Source organism: Pseudomonas sp. D1-36, assembly GCF_051132205.1.
Taxonomy (GTDB): domain Bacteria; phylum Pseudomonadota; class Gammaproteobacteria; order Pseudomonadales; family Pseudomonadaceae; genus Aquipseudomonas.
Genome location: NZ_CP071674.1, coordinates 5,277,945 through 5,300,004, shown reverse-complemented (window position 1 = coordinate 5,300,004; position 22,060 = coordinate 5,277,945). Strand labels below are relative to the sequence as shown.

Annotated in this window: 20 protein-coding genes and 1 pseudogene; 15 read left to right on the top strand and 6 right to left on the bottom strand. The window is 62.8% G+C overall.

What is annotated here, in order from left to right:
- Window positions 1-28: 28 nt before the first annotated feature.
- From mdcA to madM, 9 genes are all read left to right on the top strand, one after another.
- Window positions 29-1,699 carry a malonate decarboxylase subunit alpha gene (gene mdcA, locus J3P76_RS23845; RefSeq protein ID WP_434609054.1) on the top strand — a complete coding sequence of 557 codons (1,671 nt, stop codon included), beginning with the start codon at window positions 29-31 and terminating at the stop codon, window positions 1,697-1,699.
- On the top strand, window positions 1,700-2,575 hold the full coding sequence (locus tag J3P76_RS23840; protein WP_434609056.1) for a triphosphoribosyl-dephospho-CoA synthase: 876 nt from the start codon (window positions 1,700-1,702) through the stop codon (window positions 2,573-2,575). It begins immediately after the preceding gene.
- Window positions 2,575-2,874: a malonate decarboxylase subunit delta gene (locus J3P76_RS23835; RefSeq protein ID WP_420765013.1), complete on the top strand. Its 300-nt coding sequence runs from the start codon at window positions 2,575-2,577 to the stop codon at window positions 2,872-2,874. Before J3P76_RS23840 ends, J3P76_RS23835 begins: the two co-directional genes overlap by 1 nt.
- Window positions 2,867-3,718 carry a biotin-independent malonate decarboxylase subunit beta gene (locus J3P76_RS23830; protein ID WP_434609058.1) on the top strand — a complete coding sequence of 284 codons (852 nt, stop codon included), beginning with the start codon at window positions 2,867-2,869 and terminating at the stop codon, window positions 3,716-3,718. Before J3P76_RS23835 ends, J3P76_RS23830 begins: the two co-directional genes overlap by 8 nt.
- A complete protein-coding gene (gene mdcE, locus J3P76_RS23825) occupies window positions 3,715-4,518 on the top strand; it encodes a biotin-independent malonate decarboxylase subunit gamma (RefSeq protein ID WP_434609060.1) in 804 nt (267 codons plus the stop codon). The genes J3P76_RS23830 and mdcE overlap by 4 nt, the downstream gene beginning before the upstream one ends.
- Window positions 4,512-5,135: a malonate decarboxylase holo-ACP synthase gene (locus tag J3P76_RS23820; protein ID WP_434609062.1), complete on the top strand. Its 624-nt coding sequence runs from the start codon at window positions 4,512-4,514 to the stop codon at window positions 5,133-5,135. The genes mdcE and J3P76_RS23820 overlap by 7 nt, the downstream gene beginning before the upstream one ends.
- Window positions 5,132-6,052: a malonate decarboxylase subunit epsilon gene (mdcH, locus tag J3P76_RS23815; protein ID WP_434561829.1), complete on the top strand. Its 921-nt coding sequence runs from the start codon at window positions 5,132-5,134 to the stop codon at window positions 6,050-6,052. Before J3P76_RS23820 ends, mdcH begins: the two co-directional genes overlap by 4 nt.
- 66 nt (window positions 6,053-6,118) lie before the next feature.
- Window positions 6,119-6,511: a malonate transporter subunit MadL gene (gene madL / locus J3P76_RS23810; RefSeq protein ID WP_420765008.1), complete on the top strand. Its 393-nt coding sequence runs from the start codon at window positions 6,119-6,121 to the stop codon at window positions 6,509-6,511.
- Window positions 6,512-6,516: 5 nt separating this feature from the next.
- Window positions 6,517-7,281, top strand: a complete 765-nt coding sequence (gene madM, locus J3P76_RS23805; RefSeq protein ID WP_420765007.1) for a malonate transporter subunit MadM — start codon at window positions 6,517-6,519, stop codon at window positions 7,279-7,281.
- Between the two features lie 119 nt (window positions 7,282-7,400).
- On the opposite strand, the gene J3P76_RS23800 is transcribed toward madM, so the two are convergent.
- The gene (locus J3P76_RS23800; protein WP_434561831.1) at window positions 7,401-8,315 is read right to left on the bottom strand and encodes a LysR family transcriptional regulator; all 915 of its coding nucleotides are present in this window, start codon (window positions 8,313-8,315) and stop codon (window positions 7,401-7,403) included.
- 172 nt (window positions 8,316-8,487) lie between these two features.
- On the opposite strand from J3P76_RS23800, the gene trhA reads away from it, so the two are divergent.
- Complete coding sequence (gene trhA / locus J3P76_RS23795) at window positions 8,488-9,105, top strand: PAQR family membrane homeostasis protein TrhA (protein ID WP_420765005.1); 618 nt, start codon at window positions 8,488-8,490, stop codon at window positions 9,103-9,105.
- On the opposite strand, the gene J3P76_RS23790 is transcribed toward trhA, so the two are convergent.
- Window positions 9,093-10,016: a LysR family transcriptional regulator gene (locus J3P76_RS23790; RefSeq protein ID WP_434701310.1), complete on the bottom strand. Its 924-nt coding sequence runs from the start codon at window positions 10,014-10,016 to the stop codon at window positions 9,093-9,095. The genes trhA and J3P76_RS23790 overlap by 13 nt on opposite strands.
- A gap of 105 nt (window positions 10,017-10,121) precedes the next feature.
- Here J3P76_RS23790 and J3P76_RS23785 point away from each other — a divergent pair, with 105 nt between their 5' ends.
- Window positions 10,122-11,360, top strand: a complete 1,239-nt coding sequence (locus J3P76_RS23785; RefSeq protein ID WP_434702052.1) for a D-amino acid dehydrogenase — start codon at window positions 10,122-10,124, stop codon at window positions 11,358-11,360.
- A 23-nt stretch (window positions 11,361-11,383) separates the two neighbouring features.
- Entirely contained in the window at window positions 11,384-12,286 is a 903-nt protein-coding gene (locus tag J3P76_RS23780; RefSeq protein WP_434675509.1) for a transporter substrate-binding domain-containing protein, read from the top strand.
- A gap of 142 nt (window positions 12,287-12,428) precedes the next feature.
- Here J3P76_RS23780 and J3P76_RS23775 read toward each other — a convergent pair whose 3' ends face one another.
- Both J3P76_RS23775 and J3P76_RS23770 read right to left on the bottom strand, forming a co-directional pair.
- Entirely contained in the window at window positions 12,429-13,148 is a 720-nt protein-coding gene (locus J3P76_RS23775; RefSeq protein WP_434561837.1) for a 16S rRNA (uracil(1498)-N(3))-methyltransferase, read from the bottom strand.
- 88 nt (window positions 13,149-13,236) lie between these two features.
- A complete protein-coding gene (locus J3P76_RS23770; protein WP_420765002.1) occupies window positions 13,237-14,643 on the bottom strand; it encodes an adenosylmethionine--8-amino-7-oxononanoate transaminase in 1,407 nt (468 codons plus the stop codon).
- 248 nt (window positions 14,644-14,891) lie between these two features.
- Between J3P76_RS23770 and J3P76_RS23765 the strand changes: the two genes are divergently transcribed.
- From J3P76_RS23765 to J3P76_RS23755, 3 genes are all read left to right on the top strand, one after another.
- On the top strand, window positions 14,892-16,652 hold the full coding sequence (locus tag J3P76_RS23765; protein ID WP_434609070.1) for a flavin monoamine oxidase family protein: 1,761 nt from the start codon (window positions 14,892-14,894) through the stop codon (window positions 16,650-16,652).
- A gap of 1,038 nt (window positions 16,653-17,690) precedes the next feature.
- The gene (locus J3P76_RS23760) at window positions 17,691-18,242 is read left to right on the top strand and encodes a cytochrome b (RefSeq protein ID WP_434701309.1); all 552 of its coding nucleotides are present in this window, start codon (window positions 17,691-17,693) and stop codon (window positions 18,240-18,242) included.
- 32 nt (window positions 18,243-18,274) lie between these two features.
- Window positions 18,275-18,856, top strand: coding sequence for a YceI family protein (locus tag J3P76_RS23755; protein ID WP_420764999.1), 582 nt, complete (start codon window positions 18,275-18,277; stop codon window positions 18,854-18,856).
- A 244-nt stretch (window positions 18,857-19,100) separates the two neighbouring features.
- On the opposite strand, the gene J3P76_RS23750 is transcribed toward J3P76_RS23755, so the two are convergent.
- Window positions 19,101-20,996, bottom strand: a complete 1,896-nt coding sequence (locus tag J3P76_RS23750; protein ID WP_434609073.1) for a DEAD/DEAH box helicase — start codon at window positions 20,994-20,996, stop codon at window positions 19,101-19,103.
- A gap of 233 nt (window positions 20,997-21,229) precedes the next feature.
- A pseudogene (locus J3P76_RS23745) lies at window positions 21,230-22,038 on the bottom strand (substrate-binding periplasmic protein); the annotation flags it as partial.
- Between the last annotated feature and the right edge of the window lie 22 nt (window positions 22,039-22,060).

Sequence of the window (22,060 nt, the reverse complement as noted above, 5' to 3'; positions counted from 1 at the left end):
CCCACGAAAGCGAACCCGTGGAGTGGACATGACAACAACAATATCCCCCGACTCGCGATGGACGCGGCGGCGCAGCGAAAAGCAGCGGCGCCTGGCGTTGGTCAAGGACCTTGCCGATGGCGTGGTGTTGCCCACCGATAACATCGTTGCGGCGTTGGAGGCATTGATCTTGCCCGGCGACCGTGTGGTGCTGGAGGGCAATAACCAGAAGCAGGCGGATTTTCTTTCGCGCTCCCTTGCCAAGGCCGACCCATCGAAGCTGCACGACCTGCACATGATCATGCCCAGCGTCGGCCGTTCCGAGCACCTGGACCTCTTCGAGCGTGGCATCGCTCGCAAGCTGGATTTTTCCTTTGCCGGCACCCAAAGCCTGCGCATCAGCCAATTGCTGGAAGACGGCCTGCTGGAAATCGGCGCGATCCACACCTACATCGAACTCTATGCCCGGCTGGTGGTGGATTTGATTCCCAACGTTGTGCTCTCGGCCGGTTTCATGGCCGACCGCGCCGGCAATATCTACACCGGCCCCAGCACTGAAGACACCCCCGCGCTGATCGAACCGGCGGCTTTCAGCGATGGCATCGTCATTGTCCAGGTCAACCAATTGGTGGACGACGTCAGCGACCTGCCCCGTGTGGACATCCCGGCGTCCTGGGTGGATTTCGTGGTGGTGGCCGACAAGCCGTTCTACATCGAGCCGCTGTTCACCCGCGACCCGCGCCACATCAAGCCTGTGCATGTGCTGATGGCGATGATGGCCATCCGTGGGATCTACGAAAAACACAACGTCCAATCCTTGAACCACGGCATTGGGTTCAACACGGCCGCCATCGAATTGATCCTGCCGACCTACGGCGAATCCCTCGGCCTCAAAGGCAAGATCTGCCGCAACTGGACCCTCAACCCGCACCCGACCCTGATCCCGGCCATCGAAAGTGGCTGGGTCGAAAGCGTGCATTGCTTCGGCACCGAACTGGGCATGGAGAACTACATCGCCGCCCGGCCCGACGTGTTCTTCACCGGCCATGACGGCTCGCTGCGTTCAAATCGCATGGTCTGCCAACTGGCCGGGCAATACGCGGTGGACCTGTTCATCGGCGCTACCCTGCAAGTGGACGGCGACGGTCATTCCTCAACCGTGACCCGTGGCCGACTCGCCGGTTTTGGCGGCGCGCCGAACATGGGCCACGACCCGCGCGGCCGTCGTCATGGCACCCCGGCCTGGCTCGACATGCGCCACGGCGACGGCGAAGCGCCGCTGCTCGAGCGCGGCAAGAAGCTGGTGGTGCAGATGGTCGAGACGTTCCAGGAGGGCGGCAAACCGACCTTCGTCGACACCCTCGACGCGGTGGACGTGGCGAAGCAGGCCGGCATGCCCCTGGCGCCGATCATGATCTACGGCGACGACGTTACCCACCTGCTCACCGAAGAAGGCATCGCCTACCTGTACAAGGCCCGCTCCCTCGAAGAGCGCCAGGCGATGATCGCCGCCGTGGCCGGGGTGACGGCCGTCGGCTTGCGCCATGACCCGAAAGACACCGCGCGCATGCGCCGCGAAGGGTTGATTGCCTTGCCCGAAGACCTCGGTATCCGCCGCACCGACGCCACCCGCGAGCTGCTCGCGGCCAAGAGCGTGGCCGATCTGGTGGAGTGGTCCGGTGGCCTCTACAACCCGCCCGCCAAGTTCAGGAGCTGGTAAATGCGCGCCTTGAATCTGCAACCCAAGCCAATTTCCCTGGCTGAACGTCTGGCCGACCTGGCGGTGGACGCGTTGATCGATGAGGCCGACCTCTCGCCGAAACCGGCGCTGGTGGATCGGCGCGGCAGCGGTGCCCATACCGATCTGCACTTGGGTCTGATGCACGCTTCGGCGTTGTCATTGTGGCCGGCCTTCAAGGAAATGGCCGAAGCCGCCCTCGACTGTGGCGAGATCGGCCTGCCATTGCGCGAAGCCCTGGGCCGCATCGGCCGTGACGGTGAAGCCGCGATGCTCGCCACCACGGGTGGGGTGAATACTCATCGTGGCGCGATCTGGGCCTTGGGCCTGTTGATCGCTGCGGCGGCGCTGAAGCCTGAATCCAACGTCGCGGGCGCCGTCACCCTACGCGCCGCTCGTCTGGCCTTGCTCAACGACCGTTATGCGCCCCAATCCTTGAGCCATGGCGTCCAGGTCGCCCAGCGTTACGGCGTACGCGGTGCCCGGGAAGAAGCGCAGCTGGCGTTCCCGGCCGTCACCGGCCTGGGCCTGCCGCAACTCAAGCGCAGCCGCGCGGCTGGAGCGGGCGAACAGAACGCCCGGCTCGATGCCTTGCTGGCGATCATGACCACCCTGGCCGACACCTGCGTGCTCTACCGCGCCGGCGAAGCGGGGCTGCAAGCCATGCAACAGGGCGCCAAAGCGGTGCTCGACGCCGGTGGCAGCGCGAGCCTGGTGGGTCGCCGCCAACTCCATGCGCTGGACCAACAATTGATTGCCTTGAACGCCTCGCCCGGCGGCGCTGCCGACCTGCTTGCCGCCTGCCTCTTTCTCGACCGTATCGAGCGCGGCGATGACCTCTTTCCAGGAGTGTGCTGATGGAAACCTTGTCCTTTGAATTTTCCGCCGGACAGCCGCCACGAGGCCGGGCGCTGGTGGGCTGCGTCGGCTCGGGCGATCTGGAGGTGCTGATCGAACCGGGGCTGGCGGGAAAATTGACCATTCAGGTGCAGACCTCGGTCAATGGCAGCGAGCAACGCTGGCAGCATTTGTTCGCCCGCATGTTCGACGGCCAGACGCCCCCGGCGATGAACATCGACATCCATGATTTCGGCGCCACCCCAGGCGTGGTGCGTCTGCGCCTGGAACAAGGCTTCGAGGAGATCGGCCATGACTGACAGCGCAACGCTGCTCAACAAGCACAGCTTCGTCGAACTCGGTGCCCGGCAACGGGCCAAGGCCTTGCTCGACGAGGGAACATTCCGTGAACTGCTCGACCCCTTCCAGCGCGTCATGTCGCCATGGCTGCTGCGCCAAGGCGTGGTGCCGCAGAGCGACGATGGCGTGGTGATCGCCAAGGGCACGCTCGATGGCCTACCGGTGGTGATCGCCGCCATCGAAGGTGCGTTCCAGGGCGGCAGCCTCGGCGAAGTCGGCGGGGCAAAAATTGCCGGTGCGCTGGAACTGGCGGCTGAAGACAACCGCAAAGGCATCGCGACCCGCGTCGTGCTGCTGCTGGAAACCGGCGGCGTGCGGTTGCAGGAGGCCAACCTCGGGCTCGCGGCGATCGCCGAGATCCACTCGGCGATCGTCGACCTGCGCCAATTCCAACCGGTGATCGGCGTGGTAGCGGGCAGCGTTGGCTGCTTTGGCGGCATGTCGATTGCCGCCGGGTTGTGCAGTTACCTGTTGGTGACCCAGGAAGCGCGGCTGGGGTTGAACGGCCCGCAAGTGATCGAGCAGGAGGCCGGCATCGACGAGTACGACTCCCGCGATCGTCCGTTCATCTGGAGCCTGACCGGCGGCGAGCAGCGCTACGCGACCGGGCTGGTGGACCGATACGTTGCCGATGACGTCGCGCAGATCCGTCGGCAGGTCGGCGAACTGTTGCACCTGGGTGTGCCCGACGAACACCGCAGCGGTCAGGCCGATTTGTTCCTGCAACGCCTGGCCCGCCTGGACACCGACGTGCAAATCGAACCGTCAGCGGTTCGCCAGCTGTATCAGGGAGAACGCCCATGAGTTCGTATTCAATGAGAGGCGCGCGCTGGTTCGAGGCCTTGAGCGGCGGCGCCAAGCCGTTGGATGGCTTGCCAGCTTCGCTGCAAGTGGCCGACGTCCAACTGGGCGAACAAACCGCGCGGTTGATCGCCGTGGTGGCCGATCCCGACAACCGTTTTCCTCGGGCGCGCAATGGCGAAGTCGGGTTGCTCGAAGGTTGGGGCTTGGCCAAGGCGGTGGACGATGCCATCGAAGCCGACCGCAACGCGCCTCGCAAACGTGCGCTGATCGCCATCGTCGATGTGCCCAGCCAGGCTTATGGCCGTCGCGAAGAAGCCCTCGGCATTCACCAAGCACTGGCTGGCGCGGCAGACAGTTATGTCCGCGCCCGATTGGCCGGGCACCCGGTGATTGGCTTGCTGGTGGGCAAGGCGATGTCCGGCGCGTTCCTGGCCCACGGCTACCAGGCCAACCGGCTGATTGCCCTGCGCGACCCGGGGGTGATGGTCCATGCCATGGGCAAGGCCTCGGCGGCGCGGGTGACCTTGCGCAGTGTCGAAGAACTTGAAGCCCTGGCTGCCAGCGTGCCGCCAATGGCCTATGACATCGACAGCTACGCCAGCCTGGGTTTGCTCTGGGAAACCTTGTCGGTTGAGCAGATCGAGCAACCGACGGCAGCGGATCTGGGGCGGGTGTCTGATTGCCTGCAACAGGCGATCAACGACGTGGCGGGTGCGCCTCGGGATCTGAGCGGGCGTTTGGGGGCGGCCCATCGCGCAGCTTCCAGCCAAGTTCGCCAGTTGTTGAGGGCGCAGTGGTGAGCACGTTCCTGGCCCATGACCTGCTCTGGGGGATGACTGCCTTGCAGTTGCCTGCGGATGCGCCGGGTTGGGCTGTCGAATCGCTCGACCTCGGGCAGCCGGTGGTGGTGCGTCGGGCGCTCACCTTGCCCGGGCACGTCGCGGTGGGCCTGCGCGGCCCCTCCCGGGAACAGCGTTACGCCGCGTCGATGCCTGTGGTTGCGGTCCAGCGCCGGGTACGCCCGGAAGATCTTTGTCATGTCGAATGCCGTCGTGACCTGCCTGCGCTGATCGCCCTGGCGCAGCTCCGCTCCTTGCTCGACGCCAGTGGTTGGATCTGGGGCGTGAGCGGCAGCGCCGGGTTCGAATTGGCCACGGGTGTCGAGGCGCTGCATGAACGCAGTGACTTGGATTTGATTCTGCGCGCGCCGCGTCGTCTGAATCGTCTCCAGGCCAAGGAACTGCTGGCGCTGTTGGATGCCTCGGTCTGCGCCGTGGACATGCAGTTGCAAACGCCTTGCGGCGCCGTCGCCCTACGCGAGTGGGCGGGCTCGTCGCGTCGGGTCTTGCTCAAGGATGATGTCCAGGCGCGCCTGGTGAGCGACCCTTGGCAATCTCCAGTGGAGCAGGTCGCGTGAGCAGCCTTTTCGTCTTTCCCGGCCAGGGTGCGCAGCGCGTGGGCATGCTCCATGGGTTGGCACCGCTGATCCTCGAAGAGGCGGGGGATGTGCTGGGTGAAGATGTATTGCGATTGGACAGTGCCCAGGCTTTGCAATCGACTCGCGCCGTGCAGCTGTGCCTGCTGATCGCAGGCGTGGCGGCGGCTCGTCGGTTGCTTGAGCAGGCTCGCGCTCCGGATTACGTCGCGGGGCTGTCCATCGGTGCTTATCCGGCGGCGGTCGTGGCTGGGGCGCTGGATTTTGCGGATGCGCTGCGCCTGGTCAGCCTGCGGGGCGAGCTGATGCAGCAGGCGTATCCACGAGGCTACGGCATGACGGCGATCATCGGCCTGGACCTCGCGGTGGTGGAGACCTTGCTTGCCCAGGTACACAGCGAAACAGCGCCGGTCTACCTCGCCAATATCAATGCCGATAACCAGGTAGTCATCGCCGGCAGCGACGAAGCCATGGGCCTCGTCGCCGAAAAGGCCCGGCGTCAAGGCGCGGGCAAGGCTTGCCGGCTGGCGGTCAGCGTGCCGTCCCATTGCCCGTTGCTGGAGGCACCGGCCCGGACGTTGGCCCAGGCATTCGCCGACGTGCCGTTGAAGGCGCCAACATTGGGCTATCTCAGTGGCAGCCGCGCCCGGCCGATGTTCAAGACCGATGCGTTGCGCGACGATCTGGCGTTCAACATGTGCCGTGTCGTCGATTGGCGCGGCACGGTGCAGAGCGCCTATGAGCGTGGCGTGCGCCTGCAAATCGAATTGCCGCCCGGCGCGGTGCTCACCGGGCTGGCGCGCCGGGTGTTCGAGCAAGGCACTGTCATGGCGTTTGATGGCGCGCGGCTGGATACGCTGCAAGCGCTACTGCATGAGGAGGGACGCCGCCAACCCTAGACACCGACTCAAGCTGGCGAAGCACAAAAACAACAACTTCGACGATGCATTTTGAGGATTACGACAATGATTATCTACGGTGTGGCGTTTCTGGCCTTTTGTACCCTGGCGGGTATTTTCATCGGTGAGCTGCTGGGCAAATTGATCGGCGTGCCGGCCAACGTCGGCGGTGTCGGCATTGCGATGCTGCTATTGATCGGCCTGGGCAGCTATCTGAACAAGCGCGGCCTGTTCAAGGGCAAGTCTGAAGCTGGCGTGGAATTCTGGAGTGCCATCTATATCCCGATCGTGGTGGCGATGGCGGCGCAGCAAAACGTCTATGGCGCGCTGAAAGGCGGGCCGATGGCGATCCTGGCCGGGACCCTGGCCGTGGCGATTGCCTTTGCGTTGGTACCGGTGCTGGTGCGCATTGGTAACAAGGACCCTCAATCCAACGTGTCCGTGAAAACGGTCGGGTGATCGCCATGTACGAATCCATGATGAAAGTCATCACCGGCTACGGCCTGATCAGTGGTTTTGCGATTGTCGGGATCACCATGTGGGTGTCCTACTGGATGAGTAACACGTTCACCAAAGGTCGCCTGCATGGCTCGGCCATCGCGATCCTGCTGGGCCTGGTGCTTTCATACATCGGCGGGGCCATGACCGGCGGGCAGAAGGGCGTAGTGGACATCCCGCTGCTGTCCGGGATCGGCTTGCTGGGTGGCGCGATGCTGCGTGATTTTGCGATTGTCGCCACGGCGTTCGGTGTCAGCGTCGAGGAGCTCAAGCGCGCCGGCTTCGTGGGGATACTGGCCTTGTTCGTCGGGGTCGGGACTTCATTTATCGCCGGTGTTGGGGTGGCGATGGCCTTCGGTTACACCGATGTGGTGAGCCTGACCACCATTGGCGCCGGGGCGGTGACCTATATTGTCGGGCCGGTGACCGGGGCAGCGATTGGCGCCAGTTCCGAGGTGATGGCGCTGTCCATCGCCGCCGGGTTGATCAAGGCGATCCTGGTGATGGTGGCGACGCCGTTCGTGGCGCCCTTCATCGGCCTCAACAACCCGCGCAGCGCGGTGATCTTCGGTGGGCTGATGGGTACTTCCAGTGGCGTGGCCGGCGGCCTGGCGGCGACCGATCCGAAGCTGGTGCCGTATGGCTGCCTGACGGCGGCGTTCTATACGGCGCTTGGCTGCTTGCTCGGGCCTTCGCTGTTGTTTCTGATCATGCGCGGGTTGATGGGGTAGGGCTTAGGCTCTTCGCTAACTACGCTGGCGCCATCGCGAGCAGGCTCGCTCCCACTTTGGATCGGTGTTCACAGATCCCCTGTGGGAGCGAGCCTGCTCGCGATGGGCGCGGCTCGGTTTCAAGCCTGGCGATTGGCATACATCCGGCACTCCGCCAACAGCGCCAGCAGGTTCGGGTCGCGCTCCTTGGCTTTCAAAAAGACTACGCCGATGTGCTGCTGCAAACGGTACTTTTCCTGCAACGGGATCAGTTTCACCCGGTTTTCGTACACCGCCGCGATCCTGCCCGGCAGCAAGGCATAGCCTACCCCTGAGCTGACCATGCTCAGCAGGGTGAAGATGTCGTTGACCTGCATCGCCACCTTCGGCTCGAACCCCGCCTGCTTGAATACCCGAACGCCGTCCTGATGCGTGGCGAAGCCTTGGGTCAGGGTGATGAAGGTCTCGTCGCGCACTTCGGCCAGGTCCACTTCGCTGCGCTGGGCGAAGGGGGAGTCGGCCGGCGTGGCGAGGAAGATGTCATCGGAAAACAGCTGGATCTGCTCGCAGTCCGGGTCGTTGACGCTGTCGTCCAGCGACACCAGGATCGCATCGACTTCCATGTTCTTGAGCTTGTACAACAGGTCGATGTTGGAGCCCATGATCAAGTCGATATTGAGCTCGCTGCGGCGGATCTTCAGGCCCATGATCAGCTGCGGCACGGTCTTGACCGTCAATGAATACAACGATCCCAGCTTGAAACGCTCGGCGGAAAAACCAGCCGCCTCACGGGTCAGGCGCACGCTTTCGATCACGTCCTGGATCAATTTCTGCGCACGCTCTTCCAATACATAGGCGCTTTCCAGCGGCGTGAGGTTGCGGCCCTCATGCTTGAACAATGGACAACGCAGGGCGCTCTCCAAGGAGTGAATGGCCCGATGCACGCTGACGTTGCTGGTTTGCAGATCGGCCGCCGCCCGCGCCAGGTTGCCGGTGCGCATGAAGGCCAGGAACACCTCGAGTTTTTTCAGGGTCAATTCTTCGTCGATCAGCATGGGAGGCAGACTCTTATTCGTATGGGCTGATTGTGCCCGAACCTGCCTTTGTGGCGAGGGGATTTATCCCCTCGCCACACCTGCTATATCGCAATTTGAAAAGCAATTCATTGCAGTTTCAGGCGCCAGGCCTGAGCCTTGGCGCCAGTTTCGGAATGTGGGGTGGGATTGGATGTATCACGGAGAACGACTCAACGCCTGGACGCACCTGGTTGGGGCTGTCGCGGCGTTTATCGGCGCGGTGTGGTTGTTGGTGATTGCCGGAATGGCCGGCGATCCCTGGAAGATTGTCAGCGTGGCAATCTACGGGTTCACCTTGCTGGCGCTCTACAGCGCCTCGACGGTTTATCACAGCGTGCGCGGACGCAAAAAAGAAATCATGCAGAAGGTCGATCATTTTTCGATCTACCTGTTGATTGCTGGCAGCTACACGCCGTTCTGCCTGGTGACCCTGCGCGGGCCGTGGGGCTGGACGTTATTCGGGATTGTCTGGGGACTGGCCCTGATCGGCATCCTGCAGGAGATCAAGCCACGCTCCGAAGCGCGGGTCCTCTCGATCGTCATATACGCGGTGATGGGCTGGATCGTCCTGGTGGCGGTCAAGCCGTTGTTGGCGGCGCTGGGTAGCACCGGGTTCGCCTGGCTGGCCTCGGGCGGCGTGCTCTACACCGTGGGCATCGTTTTTTTCGCGCTCGACCAACGCCTGCGCCATGCCCATGGCATCTGGCATTTGTTCGTCATTGCCGGCAGCCTGCTGCATTTCGTGGCGATTCTGTTCTATGTGCTTTGAGCACTTGTAAACAGACGATCCAGTTGCGCCTGGGCCTGGCTGGCGAAAATCTCCAGCAGGGCACCCATTGTATGGGCTGGGGCCTCGTTGGCCCGGGTCACGGCGTACAGGGAAATGGGCAGCGCAGGTGACAACGGGCGGATGGCCGTGCGGGTGCGCGAAGCGCCCAAGGCCGTGAACGGGTCGATCACCGCCAGCCCGGCACCGGACTCGACCATGGCCCGGGCCAGTGAGTACGTCTGCACGGCGATGTTGATGCGCGGCGGCGGTTCCACTGACTTGAGATAGCCGTCCAGCCTGGCCGATAGCGGGTCGGTGCTGGACAGGCCGATCAACGGCGCATCGGCCAGGGCCTGCAATGGCATGGGCGTGCCGATGGCCATTTCGGGCCAGTGCCCGCTGGGCGCCAGGGCCACCAGCACGCCGCTGGCGAGGGGCTGGGCCTTGAGGCCGGGGTGATCGGGCGGTTGCAAAGTCAGGGCGACGTCGATCTCACGCATCAGCAGGTTTTGCGTCAATTCGCGGCTGTGGGCGCTGGATAATTCGCACACGATGTCTGGATACAGTCGGGTCCAGTGATGGATCGCCGCCGGCATCAGCGACAAGGCCAAGGCTGGCGTGGCGCCGATCCGCAGGCTGTGGCCGGGCTCGCGGCGCAGGCTCTGGGCCAGGCGCCGAACGCCTTGCAGGCTTTCGCTGACCTTGTCGACCTCGCGTTCCAGTTCCAGCGCTTCGGGCGTGGCCTGCAGCTTGCCGCGCACCCGCAGGAACAGCGCAAACCCCAGTTGCTGTTCGGCATGCTGCAGCACCTTGGTCACGGCCGGCTGGGAGACGTGCAACAATTGCGCCGCCCCGCTGATGGAGCCGGTCTGGCGGATGGCCTGGAAAATCTCGATATGACGAAGGCGCATGGCGAGTCCATAACCTTTGTTTATAGGAGGCCCATCTTTATTCATTGTTCGAACGCTGTCATCCGATCCTAACCTTGACCCATTCAAAACAGGTGTGGGATGAACATGGCTCAGCGGGTTTGCATCATCGGTGGAGGCGTGATCGGGTTGGCGACGGCTTACGCGCTGGTCCGCGAAGGCGTCGATGTCACACTGGTGGAAGCCCGCGACGCGTTGGGCAGCGAAACCAGCTTCGCCAATGGCGGGCAGTTATCTTATCGCTACGTCACGCCGCTGGCGGATGCCGGGGTGCCGTGGCAGGCCCTTGGCTGGATGTTGCGCGCGGACTCGCCACTCAAGCTGCGCCCACGCCTCGACCCGGCCCAATGGCGCTGGATGGCGGCGTTTATCGCCGCGTGCCGGACCTCGGTCAACCGCCGCAACGGTGAACACCTGTTGCGTCTGGCACTGCTGAGCCAAGCGACATTGCAGACCTGGCGTGAAGAGGATCGCCTCGACGGCTTTGACTGGCGGCGCAACGGCAAATTGGTGACGTTTCGCAATGCCAGCCATTTCGAACACGCTCGGCGGCGGGTAACGGATCCTGCTCAGCACGTACTGGGCCACGCCGATTGCGCGAGCCTGGAACCCGCATTGGCCGACGTGCCGTTCGCGGGCGGGATCTATACGCCGGACGAGGAGGTTGGCGATTGCCATGGCTTCTGCCAGCAATTGGCGGCGCGGTTGCGGGCTTCGGGGCGTTGCGAGTTCCTGTTGGGGCGTGCGGTGACTGCTACCCATTATGCCAACGGTGAGGTGCAGGCTATCGACCTGGGCGGCCATCGCCTGGACGTGGACGCCTTGGTGATCGCCGCTGGCCACCGCAGCGCAGCGCTGGCGTTGCCTGGCGTACGAATGCCGTTGTACCCGCTCAAGGGCTACAGCCTGACGGTCCCCATCGAGGCGCGGCACCGGGCGCCGGACCTGAGCATCACCGACTATGACCGCAAGGTCGTCTACGCTCGCATCGGCGAACAATTGCGAGTGGCGGCGATGGTGGACATTGTCGGTTTTGACCCGGCACCGGACCCCAGGCGCCTGGCCTTGATCCGCCGCCAGGCCATGGAAACCTTCCCACAGGCCGGGGACTACGAACGCGCCGTCGAGTGGGCGGGCATGCGTCCGGCCACGCCCAGCGGCGTGCCCCTGATTGGCGCCACCGGCTATCGCAACCTGTGGCTCAACCTGGGCCATGGCGCCTTGGGCTTTACCCTGGCCTGTGGCAGCGGCCGCTTGCTCAGTGAACTGATCCGCCAACGTACACCTTCCATCGACATGCGAGGCCTCGCGCCCCGCGCCGCCTGACCCACCCGCAACGGAGAATAACAATGCAAAGAATCACGTTGATCGGCTGCACCCTGAGCCTGCTGTTGAGCGCCCCGGCATTCGCCAACGAAGCGCCGCCGGCCGGCACGCTGGACAAGATCGCCAGCAGCAAGAGCATCACGCTGGGTTATCGCGACGCCTCGGTGCCGTTTTCCTATGTGGGGGACAACAGCGGCAAACCGATGGGCTACTCCGTGGAGCTGGCGAGCAAGATCGTCGAGCGGATCAAGCAGCAACTGGCGCTGCCGCAACTGAACGTGAAATACAACCTCGTCACTTCCCAGACCCGCATCCCACTGGTGCAGAACGGCACCGTGGACCTGGAATGCGGCTCCACTGGCGTAACGGCCGAGCGGCAGAAGCAAGTGGCGTTTTCCTACGGTTTCATTTACGTGAAGGGCCAGTTGCTGACGGCCAAGGACAGCGGCATTCACGGCTTCGCCGACCTGCGGGGCAAGAACGTGGTGACCACCGCCGGCACCACCAACGAGCGGTTCCTCAAAAGCTACAACCTGAACAACAAAGTCGAGATGTTCGTCATCAGCGCCAAGGACCACGGTGAAGCCTTCCAGATGCTCGAGACCGGTCGGGCGGCGGCGTTCTACATGGACGACGCGCTGCTCTATGGCGAACGGGCCAAGGCGCGCGATCCACACAAATGGGTCGTGGTCGGGGAAGAACAGTCGCGGGAAATCTACAGCTGCATGGTGCGCAAGGACGATCCGCAATTCCTGGCGCTGGTCAACGCGACCCTGGCGGACCTGTACAAATCAGGAGAAATCAACACCATCTACGACCGTTGGTTCCAGAAGCCGATCCCGCCGAAGGGGCTGAACCTGGAGTTCCCGATGACCAGCGAGTTGAAGGCGATCATTGCCAAGCCGACGAGCGATCCGGTGCAGTAGCCTTTGGAAGAAGAACTGTGGAAGAACTGTGAGAGCGAGCCTGCTCGCGAATGCAGTGGATCAGCTTGCATCGATGATGAATGTTGAATCGCCTTCGCGAGCAGGCTCGCTCCCACAAGGGGTCTTCAGTGGTCGCCGAGACTCAGAAATCCCCCCACAACTGCTGCGCCACCGCCAGCGCCACCACCGGAGCGGTTTCGGTGCGCAGCACGCGGGGGCCGAGGCGGGCGGCGTGGTAGCCGGCGGCCTTGGCCTGCTCGACCTCGCCATCCGACAACCCGCCCTCGGGGCCGATCAAGAACGCCAGGGACGAGGGCTTGGCATGGCTGGTCAGCGGATCGGCCACCGGGTGCAACACCAGTTTCAATTCGGCGTCGGTCTGCTTCAGCCAGTCGGCCAGCAGCAGTGGAGGGTGGATCACCGGCACGGTGGAGCGCCCGCATTGCTCGCAGGCGCTGATCGCCACCTGGCGCCAATGCAGCAGGCGCTTGTCGGCGCGCTCGTCCTTGAGGCGCACTTCGCACCGCTCGGTGAAGATCGGCGTGATCTCGGTGACTCCCAGCTCGGTGGCCTTCTGGATCGCCCAATCCATGCGCTCGCCCCGGGACAGGCCCTGGCCCAAGTGAATGCGCAACGGCGACTCGGCTTGCCCGGCAAATTGCTCGTCGAGCTGCACGCGCACGCGTTTCTTGCCGACCTCGGCCAGGGTGCCACGAAACTCCTGGCCCGAGCCATCGAACACCTGCACCGCATCGCCCTCGGCCATGCGCAGCACCCGGCCGATGTAATGGGCCTGGGCTTCAGGCAACTCGTGATCGCCAAGGCTCAGGGGGGTGTCGATGAAGAAGCGGGACAGTCTCATGTGGAGTCTCTGAAAAGTTAAATCTGTGGCGAGGCGACGTTTCGCTAAATTCCCTCACCACAACAGTGTTTCAACAGGAGGCCGGGATTCAGCCCGGATCGCGATAACCCGGATGGAAGTCCTTCGGCACTGCCACGCTAACCTTTTCCCGGGTGGCAATGTCGATGCCTTCGCTGGCCACTTGCGCCAGGAAATCGATCTGCTCCGGCGTGATGACATAAGGCGGCAGGAAATACACCACGCTGCCCAGCGGCCGCAACAACGCACCACGCTCCAGGGCATGCTGGAACACCGCCAGCCCACGCCGTTCCTGCCACGGATAGGCGGTTTTGCTGGCCTTGTCCTTGACCATCTCGATGGCCAGCACCATGCCGGTCTGGCGCACTTCGGCCACGTTCGGGTGATCGGCCAGGTGCGCGGTGGCGCTCGCCATACGTTGGGCCAGGGCCTTGTTGGTTTCGATGACGTTGTCTTCTTCGAAGATATCCAGCGTTGCCAGGGCTGCGGCGCAGGCCAGCGGGTTACCCGTGTAGCTGTGGGAATGCAGGAAGGCGCGCAGAGTCGGGTAGTCGTCGTAGAACGCGCTGTACACCTCGTCGGTGGTCATGCATGCCGCCAGCGGCAGGTAGCCGCCGGTCAGTGCCTTGGACAGGCAAAGGAAATCCGGGGTGATGCCGGCCTGCTCACAGGCAAACATCGTCCCGGTGCGACCGAAGCCGACAGCGATTTCATCGTGGATCAGGTGTACGCCGTAGCGGTCGCAGGCTTCGCGTAACAGCTTCAGGTACACCGGGTGATACATGCGCATGCCGCCGGCGCCCTGGATCAGCGGTTCGACAATCACGGCGGCGACGCTGTCGTGGTGTTCGGCGAGGGTCTGTTCCATGGCCGCGAACAGGTTTCGCGAGTGCTCTTCCCAGCCCATGCCCTCGGGGCGGTGGTAGCAGTCGGGGCTGGGTACCTTGATCGTGTCCAGCAGCAACGCCTTGTAGGTTTCGGTGAACAGCGGTACGTCGCCCACCGACATCGCCGCGATGGTTTCGCCGTGGTAACTGTTGCTCAGGGTGACGAAGCGTTTTTTGTCCGGCCGGCCGCGATTGATCCAGTAGTGAAAGCTCATCTTCATCGCCACTTCGATGCAGGACGAACCGTTATCGGCGTAGAAGCACCGGGTCAGTCCTTCAGGCGTCATCTTCACGAGACGCTCGGACAGCTCGATCACCGGCTGGTGGCTGAAACCGGCGAGAATCACGTGCTCCAGTTGATCGACCTGATCCTTGATGCGCTGGTTGATGCGCGGGTTGGCGTGGCCGAAGACGTTGACCCACCAGGAACTCACCGCGTCGAGGTAGCGCTTGCCTTCGAAGTCTTCCAGCCACACGCCTTCGCCGCGCTTGATGGGGATCAGCGGCAACTGTTCGTGATCTTTCATCTGCGTGCAGGGGTGCCACAGCACCGCGAGATCGCGTTGCATCCACTGGTTATTCAGGCCCATGTACAGTCTCCTCGAGGCGGCTCGCGGCGGGCGCGGGCAAAACAATCGCGCAAGCCTATGCAATGGCGGCCCCGCGGACAACCCATTGTGTCATTCACGCGACTTTGGGCCAGGCGATAGACGTCGCTGGCGGCGCTTTGATGGCTGACGTATTCTTCGCCGTTCCCTGAGCCGACTGGCTCGAAAAACCGAGAGCCGACTGGCTCAAAAAACCGAAAATTCTTACGCTTTGTTCCGGAGTTCGTTGAATGTCTGCTGGTTGGCTGCGCGCCTGTGCGCTGGTGATGATAGGGCTGTTCAGCGTTTCGGCGCTGGCCAAGGACAAGCAACCGACGGCCATCGTCATCGGCGGTGGATTGGCCGGGCTGACGGCGGCCTACGAATTGCAGAACAAAGGCTGGGCCGTGACGCTGCTGGAAGCCAAGCCGAGCCTGGGCGGTCGCTCGGGCATGGCCACCAGTGAGTGGATCGGCAACGAAAAGACCCAGCCGGTGCTGAACAAATACGTCTCCACCTTCAAGCTGAGCACCACGCCGGCGCCGGAATTCGTGCGCACCCCGAGTTACCTGATCGACGGTGCTTATTTCACCGCCGCCGACCTGGCGACCAAGCAGCCCGCCACCGCCGAAGCGCTCAAGCGCTATGAAACCACCCTGGACGAGCTGGCGCGGTCCATCGACGATCCGCTGAACCCGACGGCCACCAACACGCTGCACGCCCTCGACCAGATCACCGTGTCCAACTGGCTCGACCGCTTGCAGCTGCCCGCTACCGCGCGGCAGTTGGTCAATCAGGAAATTCGCACGCGCTATGACGAGCCGTCCCGCCTGTCGCTGCTGTATTTCGCACAGCAGAACCGCGTCTATCGCGGCGTATCCGACCGTGACCTGCGCGCCTCGCGCCTGCTCGGTGGCAGCCCGGTATTGGCCCAGGCGTTCGTCAAGCAACTGAAAACTATCAAGACCGGCTCCCCGGTCTCGGCCATCTCCCAGGACAAGGACGGCGTCACCGTCAAGGTCGGCAGCGTGGGTTACCAGGCGGACTACGTCGTGCTCGCGGTGCCGCTGCGGGCGTTGAACAAGATCCAGCTGACCCCGGCCCTCGATGCCCAGCACCAGGGCGCGATCAAAGGCACCAATTACGGCTGGCGCGACCAGATCATGCTCAAGTTCAAGACCCCGGTCTGGGACAGCAAGGCGCGCATGTCGGGCGAGATCTACAGCAACGCCGGCCTGGGCATGATGTGGATCGAGCCGGCTTTGAAGGGCGGGGCGAATGTGGTCATCAACCTGTCCGGCGACAATGCCCGGGTGATGCAGGCTTTTGGCGACAAGCAGATGGTCGACCAAGTGCTGATCCGCCTGCATGCGTTTTATCCCCAAGCGCGCGGTGCGTTCACCGGTTATGAAATCCGTCGCTACAGCACCGACCCTTCCATGGGCGGCGCGTACCTGGCGTTTGGTCCGGGTCAGATCAGCAAATACTGGCGCCTGTGGGAAAAGCCTTTGCAGCGCGTAGCTTTTGCCGGTGAACACACCGACGCCATGTATCCAGGCACGTTGGAAGGCGCGCTACGCAGTGGCCAACGTGCCGCCAGCCAGGTGCAAGACTTGGCCGCCGGCAAATCATTCGAACCGGCTAAGGTGGCTCCGGTGGCGGCGGCGGCAGCGGGTGCGGTGGCTGCGAAGAAGGGCAACTTCTTCACCAACCTGTTCGGTGGCTCGGATGACGACAAAAAGCCGGAACCGGCCAAGGCTCCCGAGCCGGTAGCGCCGCCTCCAGCGCCGGCACCGGCCCCCGTCCCAGCCCCTGCGCCGGTGGAGCCACCCGCGCCGGCGCCGGCGAAGACCGAGCCAGCCAAGAAAGTCACGGCCAAGCCAGCGGCGAAGAAGCCGGCGGCCAAGACCCCGGCTAAAAAGGCCCCGGCCAAGGCTCCAGTGAAAAAGGCTGAGCCAGTGAAGAAACCCGCCGCCAAGCCGGCAGCGACTACTGAGATCAAGGCTCAGTAAGGTCAGGTGCAAAGAACGCTGCCGTTCACTTAAGGCAATCAATAAACCCGTGGCGAGGGAGCTTGCTCCCGCTGGGCCGCGAAGCGGCCCCAGTCCTGCCGAATGCGAGCATCAGGCACACCGCACCCGCCGGTTTACAACTGCTTCGCAGCCGAGCGGGAGAAAGCTCCCTCGCCACGGGTGGATCATTACGCCGACGTCCTACAGGGCTAGACGAGATATCGGAAACTTCCCACCCTTTAACCGGAAGCAGGCGATATAGCGCACCAAGCCAAAAGTCTAGGCTCCTCGAAAAACAGGAGCGCGTATGAAAATACTAATGGCAATGGTCGTATCGGTTTCGCTGTACGGGTGTGTGTATGGTGAATGTCGGGATCCCCTGATTATTCCGATGATTCCAGAACGGGACCCTCAGTTGGCGTACAAATGCACCTTTGATCCATATAAGCCTGAGTGCTCGGTTAATTGATTCAAAGCGTTAGACGCGTAGAACTGGAGCAACATATGAAACCGGTGGCGGCATTAATATTATTGATCATGCTCTTCGGCAGCGGCTGTACAGATGGCCGTATGATACTTAAAAAACACGATCCTCAATTGTCGTATAGATGCGATATGGATCCTTACAGGCCTGAGTGCGTCAACAGATAACTCTAGAGAGGCAGTAGCGAAAACGACCAAGTTTTTAATTTCCACGTCCTCAAATAAACTTTTGACCCGCTTTGGCTTGGACATCCGTCCCGGGACGAAGCCACGGAAAATATCGATACGAGCGCTTCCCCGGGGCTTGAGGAGACAGGGAATATCACCCAGCACGGCCTTTCGTGGAGCGAGCCTGCTCACGATGAGCCCCTTCCATCTTGCGGGATCCATGCCCGCTTCCCCTCGCCACCACGCAACGCATCCGCTTTAATCTTTCCTTAACCCACCCTCTGCAGACTGATCATCGTATTTCTCGATATTTCAAAGCGAAATTTTCCGCTTTAAATCGATCGATAAGTCGCTAGTCTTGATCGCAGTTTTTACAGGATATGAGCAATGCAGCTTCGCAACTCCTCTTCTCGTTATGGCTGGGTCAGCATCGTTTCCCATTGGGCCGTTGCCTTGGCGGTGTATGGGCTGTTTGCGCTGGGCTTGTGGATGGTCGGTTTGGACTACTACAGCACCTGGCGCAAAGACGCGCCGGAGCTGCACAAAAGTATCGGCCTGGTGCTGTTGGCGGTGATGGTGTTGCGGGTGCTCTGGCGTTTTGTCAGCCCGCCGCCACCGACCCTGGAAACCTACGGGCGACTGACCCGCGTAGGCGCCAAGCTTGGCCACAGCGCGCTGTATCTCGGGCTGTTCGCCGTGATGATTGCCGGTTACCTGATTTCCACCGCAGACGGTGTCGGGATCTCGGTGTTTGGTCTGTTTGAAGTACCCGCGCTGGTGTTCGGACTGCCCGATCAGGCAGATGTCGCCGGCCAGATCCACTTTTACCTGGCATGGGCGTTGGTAATTTTTTCCGGCCTTCATGCGTTGGCAGCATTGAAACACCACTTTATCGACCGTGACGCGACCCTCAAGCGCATGCTGGGGCGCCAAGCCTGATGTTCAACCTCGACTCCAAAGGAATAGAAAGCATGTTGAAAAAGACGCTCGCCGCCCTGGCAATCGGTTCTGCCCTGCTGTCCGCCGGCCAGGCCATGGCCGCAGACTACGTGGTCGACAAGGAAGGCCAGCATGCCTTCGTTGATTTCAAGATCAGCCACCTGGGCTATAGCTTCATCACCGGTACCTTCAAGGATATTGACGGCAAGTTCAGCTTCGACGCCGCCAAGCCTGAAGACAGCAAGATCGAGTTCAACGTCAACACCGCCAGCGTGTTCACCAACCACGCCGAGCGCGACAAACACATCGCCAGCGCTGACTTCCTAAACGCCAGCAAATTCGGCAAGGCCACGTTCGTGTCCACCAGCGTCAAGTCCACCGGCGAAAACACCGCCGACGTGACCGGTGACCTGACGCTGATGGGCGTGACCAAGCCGGTTGTGGTCAAGGCGACCTTCCTGGGCGAAGGCAAAGACCCATGGGGTGGCTACCGTGCCGGCTTCGAAGGCACTACCACCATCAAGCGTTCCGACTTCGGCAAGCAGAAAGACCTGGGTCCGAAATCCGACGCGGTCGAGTTGTATGTCTCGTTTGAAGGCGTCAAGGCGAAGTAACGTTAGCCCCTGACGAAAAACGCCCCTGGTCTTGCGGCCAGGGGCGTTTTTTATTGCTCTGGATTTCGGCGATACAAAGGATGCTGGGGGGAGCGAGCTTGCTCGCGATAGCGGTGCTTCAGCCAACATCAATGTGGCAGGCCTGCCGCCATCGCGAGCAAGCTCGCTCCCACAGCTGGAAGAGTTCACAAAAAAAATGCCCCGGGTCGTGAGACCCGGGGCATTTTTCATGGCTTGGAGAAACTCAGCGATTGCGTGTCAGCAAGGCCGGTTTTTCGCCACGCGGACGGCTTGGTAATTGGTCCAGCTGCTCAGGCGTCGGGAAACGATCGGTTTTCGATTCCTTGTGGATGATTTTCGGCTGGTTGCCTCGCGGGTTCTGCACGGCGGGTTCCTGGCGAGGCTGGTCGTCACCACGGGCCTGGCGGCGAGGTCGGGAGTCTTCGCGCCGGGCCTGGCCGTCACGTGGGGCGCCGCTGCGCGGGCCGTTGCGCTTGGCCGGCGGGGTGCCGGTGGAAGAACCGTTGCTGTTGCGCGGGCCGTTCTGGCGACCTTGTGACTGGCCACCGCGCGGTGCGCCCGAACCTGCGCCTTGTGCCGGGGCGCCAGGACGGCGACCGCGACCCTGGGCCGGTTTCTGCTGTGGCACGTAGTCGACACGGTTACCGAAGTTATCGATATCGTCGTCGAGGAACTCGTCCGGGGCGCGATCGGCCGGGCCGCGATCGGCCGGGCCGCGATCGGCTGCGGCGCGAGGGGCAGGGCGCTGCTGTTCGCGGGCCGGCGTACCTTCGCGTGGTTTCTGCTCGCGGGCCGGGCGCTCGCCGCGACCGTTGCTGGCCGATTTGTCCTTGCCCTTGCCCTTGTCCTTGCCCTTGTCCTTGCGACCGCCGCCACTGCCATTCGGGCCGTCGCCCCGCGGGCCACGTGGGTTGCGCGGGTTGCGCACATCCGGACGCTCGCGCACTTCAGGCTTTTCGGCCTCGATCGTGCTGGCATCGAAGCCCATCAGGTCGCCGTCGGGGATTTTCTGCTTGGTCATGCGCTCAATGCTCTTGAGCAGTTTTTCTTCGTCCGGCGCGACCAGGGAAATCGCTTCGCCCGAACGACCGGCCCGGCCGGTACGGCCGATACGGTGCACGTAGTCTTCATCGACGTTCGGCAGTTCGAAGTTGACCACATGGGGCAACTGGTCGATATCCAGGCCACGGGCGGCGATGTCGGTGGCGACCAGGATGCGCACTTCGCCGGCCTTGAAGTCAGCCAGGGCCTTGGTGCGAGCGTTCTGGCTCTTGTTGCCATGGATCGCCACGGCCGGCAGGCCATGTTTGTCGAGGTATTCAGCCAGGCGGTTGGCGCCGTGCTTGGTGCGGGTGAACACCAGGACCTGTTCCCAGGCGCCTGTGGTGATCAAATGCGCCAGCAGGGCACGCTTGTGGCTGGCCGGCAGGCGGAACACGCGCTGTTCGATGCGCTCGACCGTGGTGTTCGGCGGCGTGACTTCGATGCGTTCCGGGTTGTGCAACAGCTTGCCGGCCAGGTCGGTGATGTCCTTGGAGAAGGTCGCCGAGAACAACAGGTTCTGGCGCTTGGCCGGCAGGCGTGCCAGCACTTTCTTCACGTCATGGACAAAACCCATGTCGAGCATGCGGTCGGCTTCGTCCAGCACGAGGATTTCCACGTGGGACAGATCGACGCTGCCCTGGCCGGCGAGGTCCAGCAGGCGACCGGGGCAGGCCACCAGCACGTCGACGCCGCGCGCCATGGCCTGGACCTGCGGGTTCATGCCGACACCGCCAAAGATGCAGGCACTGACAAATTTCAGGTCGCGCGCATAGACCTTGAAGCTCTCGTGCACCTGGGCGGCCAGTTCGCGGGTCGGGGTCAAGACCAGGACGCGCGGTTGGCGCGGGCCGTGGCGCTGGGATTTGTCTGGGTGACCGTTAGGGAACAGCCGCTCCAGGATCGGAAGGGCGAAACCGCCGGTCTTGCCAGTACCTGTCTGTGCGGCGACCATCAGGTCGCGACCTTGCAACACGGCGGGGATGGCCCGCTGTTGCACCGGGGTAGGCTGGGTGTAGCCGGCGGCTTCGATGGCGCCGACTAAAGCCTCGGAGAGACCGAGGGAAGCAAAGGACATGAGTAATCCTGTTTTTAGTGAGGGCCTGGCCCAATGGGATAGTCTTGCCTGGCGCGAATGCGGTCGATTGGAGACCTCATCCCGTCCGGTCCCGCCGGGTCTGGAAGACACGTCCGGACAGGGCTCGCGCGGGCTGGAAGCTGCGCTGTAGCGGTGTCGGGATGCCTTTTGCAAGACCGGGCGTCCGGGCGTGAGCCTGGCGGGAAGGCCGGAGTATAACAGAGCAATCGCCCTGCGCTGCTTTCCTGCTGCTCAACGGTGCATTTCAGCGTGACACCGCGTTGTGCCCAGCCGCCTTGGCCGCCGGAGCAGCGCCATAACGAGCACTCAGCTCGGCATAGGCCGGTTCATGCTTGAAACGCTTGAGCTCGGCGCCGAAGCGTTGCACGAGCAAGTCCATGCCCGCCTTGCGTCGTACCGCCAGGTATTGGCTCTGGCGGCTCACCACGGTGGGATTCTCTGTGATCTGGTTGTCCAGTTGAAGCGCCTTGACGGCGTGTCGGCCTACACGACGGTCGGTGATGAGCAGGTCGATGCGGCCCAGCTGTAACTTGCCGAAGTTGGCTTCGTGGGTCGGAGCCGCTTCCCGTTTGAATCGGCTCGATTCCCTGAACGCCTGGCTATACAGATAACCGGGCGACGTGCCGACGGTCAGCCCGTCCAGGTCGTCGAGCGTGCGAAAAGGGTGGGGGCGGGCGTTGGCATAGAACATGACGAATTCAACCTCCGACAGCGGTTCGCTGGGGTATAGCAGAAGGGCATCGCGCTCGTCGCTGTGGAATATGTCGAGCGCGCCGTCTGCCAAACCTTGCTCCAGCATGGCCAGGCAGCGCTTCCACGGCAGCAGTTGCCATTCCACATCGATGCCCAGGCGTTTGAACACAATGGCCGTGGTTTCATAGTCCAGGCCAAGGGTCTTGCCGTTTTCCTCGTAGACATAAGGTGCCCAGGGTTCGGTGACAATGCGCAACTTCTCGGCCTGGGCGGCAACGCTCAGGCACGAGAGAAGGAGGGCTGTCAGCAACGGGAGGATTACGGGCATGACCGGAGGTTACGACGAGAAC

What these genes read in the sequence shown, in the direction of transcription:
- mdcA (WP_434609054.1), top strand. Translation starts at nt 29, where the DNA reads ATGACAACAACAATATCCCCCGACTCGCGATGGACGCGGCGGCGCAGC.
- J3P76_RS23840 (WP_434609056.1), top strand. Translation starts at nt 1,700, where the DNA reads ATGCGCGCCTTGAATCTGCAACCCAAGCCAATTTCCCTGGCTGAACGT.
- J3P76_RS23835 (WP_420765013.1), top strand. Translation starts at nt 2,575, where the DNA reads ATGGAAACCTTGTCCTTTGAATTTTCCGCCGGACAGCCGCCACGAGGC.
- J3P76_RS23830 (WP_434609058.1), top strand. Translation starts at nt 2,867, where the DNA reads ATGACTGACAGCGCAACGCTGCTCAACAAGCACAGCTTCGTCGAACTC.
- mdcE (WP_434609060.1), top strand. Translation starts at nt 3,715, where the DNA reads ATGAGTTCGTATTCAATGAGAGGCGCGCGCTGGTTCGAGGCCTTGAGC.
- madL (WP_420765008.1), top strand. Translation starts at nt 6,119, where the DNA reads ATGATTATCTACGGTGTGGCGTTTCTGGCCTTTTGTACCCTGGCGGGT.
- madM (WP_420765007.1), top strand. Translation starts at nt 6,517, where the DNA reads ATGTACGAATCCATGATGAAAGTCATCACCGGCTACGGCCTGATCAGT.
- J3P76_RS23800 (WP_434561831.1), bottom strand. Translation starts at nt 8,315, where the DNA reads ATGCTGATCGACGAAGAATTGACCCTGAAAAAACTCGAGGTGTTCCTG.
- trhA (WP_420765005.1), top strand. Translation starts at nt 8,488, where the DNA reads ATGTATCACGGAGAACGACTCAACGCCTGGACGCACCTGGTTGGGGCT.
- J3P76_RS23790 (WP_434701310.1), bottom strand. Translation starts at nt 10,016, where the DNA reads ATGCGCCTTCGTCATATCGAGATTTTCCAGGCCATCCGCCAGACCGGC.
- J3P76_RS23785 (WP_434702052.1), top strand. Translation starts at nt 10,122, where the DNA reads ATGGCTCAGCGGGTTTGCATCATCGGTGGAGGCGTGATCGGGTTGGCG.
- J3P76_RS23780 (WP_434675509.1), top strand. Translation starts at nt 11,384, where the DNA reads ATGCAAAGAATCACGTTGATCGGCTGCACCCTGAGCCTGCTGTTGAGC.
- J3P76_RS23775 (WP_434561837.1), bottom strand. Translation starts at nt 13,148, where the DNA reads ATGAGACTGTCCCGCTTCTTCATCGACACCCCCCTGAGCCTTGGCGAT.
- J3P76_RS23770 (WP_420765002.1), bottom strand. Translation starts at nt 14,643, where the DNA reads ATGGGCCTGAATAACCAGTGGATGCAACGCGATCTCGCGGTGCTGTGG.
- J3P76_RS23765 (WP_434609070.1), top strand. Translation starts at nt 14,892, where the DNA reads ATGTCTGCTGGTTGGCTGCGCGCCTGTGCGCTGGTGATGATAGGGCTG.
- J3P76_RS23760 (WP_434701309.1), top strand. Translation starts at nt 17,691, where the DNA reads ATGCAGCTTCGCAACTCCTCTTCTCGTTATGGCTGGGTCAGCATCGTT.
- J3P76_RS23755 (WP_420764999.1), top strand. Translation starts at nt 18,275, where the DNA reads ATGTTGAAAAAGACGCTCGCCGCCCTGGCAATCGGTTCTGCCCTGCTG.
- J3P76_RS23750 (WP_434609073.1), bottom strand. Translation starts at nt 20,996, where the DNA reads ATGTCCTTTGCTTCCCTCGGTCTCTCCGAGGCTTTAGTCGGCGCCATC.